The organism is Paenibacillus sp. 01L418 (assembly GCF_056400045.1).
In genome coordinates, this window is the sequence record NZ_JBFTSN010000528.1 from 1 (window position 1) to 3,876 (window position 3,876).

Consider the following 3,876-nt stretch of genomic DNA (forward strand, 5'->3'; position numbering starts at 1 on the left):
GTAGGTGCCATGGTGCTGTCCAATCCAGTGAAGCTCAGGAAAGGATGGTTGATCCTCTACTGTTTCTTCTTCTGATGGCAGCTCGGCGATCATGGCTTGAACTACTGGCGCCTGCACCTCATCAAAAAGGTTCTCTTGCGGCACATCCGCCTGGTAAGCTCGAGCCTCAGCGAATTCAAGGGTCACAGCGGCTTCTTGAGCAGCGTTCTGTAACGAATCAGTGTCTAAGGCTGTTTCAAGTGATTTTAGATTAGAATCCGAATCTTTAGACGCTTGCTCCATATGCGTGGGAGCTTCACGGACAGTAAAGTTGTCAATAGGAAACGTTGGAGGAGGAGCATAAAGCTTCTCTGCCGCATTCCTAGGAACATATTCCCGATCAATAACCGGCGGCTTATAAGGCGTCGATGAAGTCTTATTTGTCGCTGTTGGTTGGTAAGGCTTAAACGATTCCGCCATGGGCTCAGGGCGATGGAAAGAAATCGCATCTTGAACGAACAATGGCTTTGAACGCTCCAGCTTATTGCTTGTTTCAGGGCCCGGTATATGCCGCTGGCGACCTAACACCGCTTTAATCGCATCCTCTATCATCGTACGAAGCTCCGGTTCTTTACTGAACCTGACCTCCATTTTGGATGGATGAACGTTTACGTCGAGCAAGCTTGGATGCATTCCTATTTCTAATATCGCAAGCGGAAAACGATTGATCGGCAGCAGCGTATGATAAGCCTGCAGCAAAGACTGATTAATCGTATGACTGCGAATGTAACGTCCATTAACGATTGCAGTAATCCCATTTCGATTCGCACGTGTGAGCTCCGGCTTCGAGATATAGCCGCTCAGCTCGTAATCTGAAGTTTCTGCTTCGATCTTGAGCATCACCTTCGCCGTATTTGAGCCATAAACGGCTGCAATGACCTGAAGTCGATCGCCAGTTCCGAGCGTACGAAGCAGTACATTCCCGTTATGTTTGAACATAAATGCAATGCCCGGATGAGCAAGCGCAATTCGGTTAATATAGTCAGAAATATGTCCAAGCTCCGTCTGAATTGCCTTCATATATTTAAGGCGCGCAGGTGTATTGTAAAATAAATCCCGCACGGTCATTTCCGTGCCCTGCGGCGCATTTGCTGGTTCATCAATGGTAACCTTGCCGCCCTCTATCACAATCCGGCGAGCAAGTCCTGTCGACGTTTCCGAAGAGGYGCACTGCAGCCTCGAAACAGCTGCAATACTCGGCAGCGCTTCTCCGCGAAAGCCTAGGCTCGCAATACGGAACAAGTCGCTTGCTGTAGAGATTTTGCTCGTCGCATGCCGCTGAAATGCGGTTACGATATCGGCTGCCTCTATGCCGTAGCCGTTGTCGATGACCTTTATAAGCGATAAGCCGCCCTCTTCAATCATAATATCGACCGTTGTACTGCCAGCGTCTACCGCATTCTCAACAAGCTCTTTGACGACTGAAGCAGGCCGCTCTACCACTTCTCCTGCGGCTATTTGGTTGGCTAGCTGCTCGTCCAATATATTAATTTTTGCCATGACGTTGCTGTTCCCCCTTTCACGAAACTAGTCATTTAATTTCGATTTCATATCGTTAAGCCACTGCATAGCTTGCATTGGCGTCAAATTAAACAAATCGAGCTTGCGCAATTGATCCGCCAGCTGCTCCGCTTTCGGATTCGCTTTCTTCCGCACGGGCTCTGCTTCCACAGCAGCTGCTGGCTCATCAAAAATCGATAGCTGTACCATTGCACTAGTTTCCTTAACTCGCTCATTATGAGTGCTAGTATTGGAAAACACTGAAGAGTCCTCCGGTACTGGGTAAGTGAAACGATTGCTAGAAACAGCACTTTCAATGCCAGCTGTTGCTTTTGGAGCTTCGTGCGCTATTGTCTCATCTAGCAGCTCATACGCTCGTCCAATGATCGATTGCGGCAATCCAGCAAGCTGTGCACAGTAAATTCCGTAACTAGTGCTTGCGGCACCTGGAATCAGCTTTCGCAGAAACGTTACATTATCGCCGCTTTCCTCAACCGCCATACGTGCGTTTGTCAAAGATGGCAAAGATTCCTCGAGATGCGCCAGCTCATGGAAATGCGTGGATACCAGTGCTTTGCATCCAATATGATGGTGGACGTACTCAATAACCGCTTGTGCGATTGCCATTCCTTCACCCGTTGAGGTGCCTCTGCCCAGCTCATCAATGATAACAAGGCTGTTCGCCGTTGCTTTATCCGTCATTAGCTGGATATCCTTCATCTCAACCATGAAGGTGCTTTGTCCGCCGATAAGATCGTCAGCCGCACCGATTCGTGTAAAAATGCGATCAATTAACGGAATAACCGCTGACTTAGCAGGAACAAAACAGCCCATCTGAGCCATGATGCAAATGAGTGCGACTTGGCGCATGTATGTGCTTTTACCAGCCATATTAGGCCCTGTGATCAGGAGCATCCACTGCTCGTCCTTATGGAGCGCAGTACCATTAGAAATAAATGGCGTACCATCCATCATCGCCTCTACGACTGGATGTTTTCCATCCTCTATGTGCAGATCATAATTTTCAGTCACGCGCGGACGTGAAAATCGACGTTCAGCGCTGACCGTTGCCAGCGATTGGTAAACATCAAGCTCAGCGATAATGGCAGCGGCCTTCTGCAGCCGATGAAGATGTTGAGATAAATGATCACGAAGCTCGACGAAACGCTCATGCTCCAAATCGACCATTTTATCCTCTGCTTCGAGAATCAGCCGCTCTTTCTCTTTGAGCTCAGGAGTTACAAATCGCTCGGCATTTGCCAATGTTTGCTTGCGCTCATATCTGCCTTCAGGCAAGCTTGATAAATTTGCTTTAGAAACTTCTAAGTAATAGCCAAAAATGCGGTTATAGCCGATTTTTAAATTTTTAATGCCTGTTGCCTCGCGCTCTTGACGTTCGAGCTCAGCCAGCCATTTTTTGCCGTTCGTGCTTGCCTCGCGCAGCTGATCCAAATAGTCATCATAGCCAGCTCGGATTAGTCCGCCCTCTCTAATGGTAACTGGAGGATCGTCGACTAACACGGTTTCAATCAGATCAGCTAAATCGGAGCAATTGTCCGTCCCATCCACAAGTGCTTTGAGGACCTCTGAGCCAGACTGTTCACACAAAGCAGTCAATTGCGGAATGCGGCGAAGCGAACTGCGAAGTGCATTTAAGTCGCGCCCGTTTGCGCTGCCAAAAGCTACTCTGCCGACAAGCCGTTCAAGATCGTAAATAGGCTGAAGCTCTGAGCGTATGTCATCTCTCAAAATTAAATTAAGATATAAGGTCTCCACTGCATCCAATCGAGCTTCAACGGCAGCGCTATTTAATAACGGTTTGTCGATCCAGCGGCGCAGAAGCCGCGCTCCCATTGACGTTTGTGTACGATCAAGCAGCCATAAAAGCGAGCCCTTCTTGTTGCGATCGCGAACCGTCTCGGTTAGCTCCAAATTTCTACGTGTATAGTGATCCAAAATCATATATTGATTTGGTTCATAGCTCGTTATCGAACGTACATGTCCAAGTGAGCGTTTTTGTGTTTCGTCCAAATAACCCGTAAGTACACTTACCGCCAGCAGCCGTGCTCCAGATATTTTGGCAAGCTCCTTCTCTCCGAACTGCTCAGTAAGCTTCTCCGCATTCATTGGCTCGCGGGCCGTTAGCAGCAGCTGCTTATTCCACACGGCTGCAGACTGAACACGATCAAGCAATTCCTTGTCCCCGACCAGCTCCGATGGCTGATAAACATTTATTTCATCAATCAGCGCTTCGACATGTTCTTGGAATGAGGTTACATAAAGCTCACCTGTCGATAAATCACAAGCCGAAAGCCCGAACAAGCCTTGGGAGCGAAC

Annotated in this window: 2 protein-coding genes; both read right to left on the reverse strand. The window is 48.4% G+C overall.

The window, feature by feature from the left end:
- On the reverse strand, window positions 1-1,539 hold a 1,539-nt coding region (gene mutL, locus AC1DSE_RS31985), incomplete at its 3' end, for a DNA mismatch repair endonuclease MutL (RefSeq protein ID WP_477528814.1).
- Window positions 1,540-1,566: 27 nt separating this feature from the next.
- A partial coding sequence (gene mutS, locus AC1DSE_RS31990) for a DNA mismatch repair protein MutS (RefSeq protein ID WP_477528815.1) occupies window positions 1,567-3,876 on the reverse strand: 2,310 nt, incomplete at its 5' end.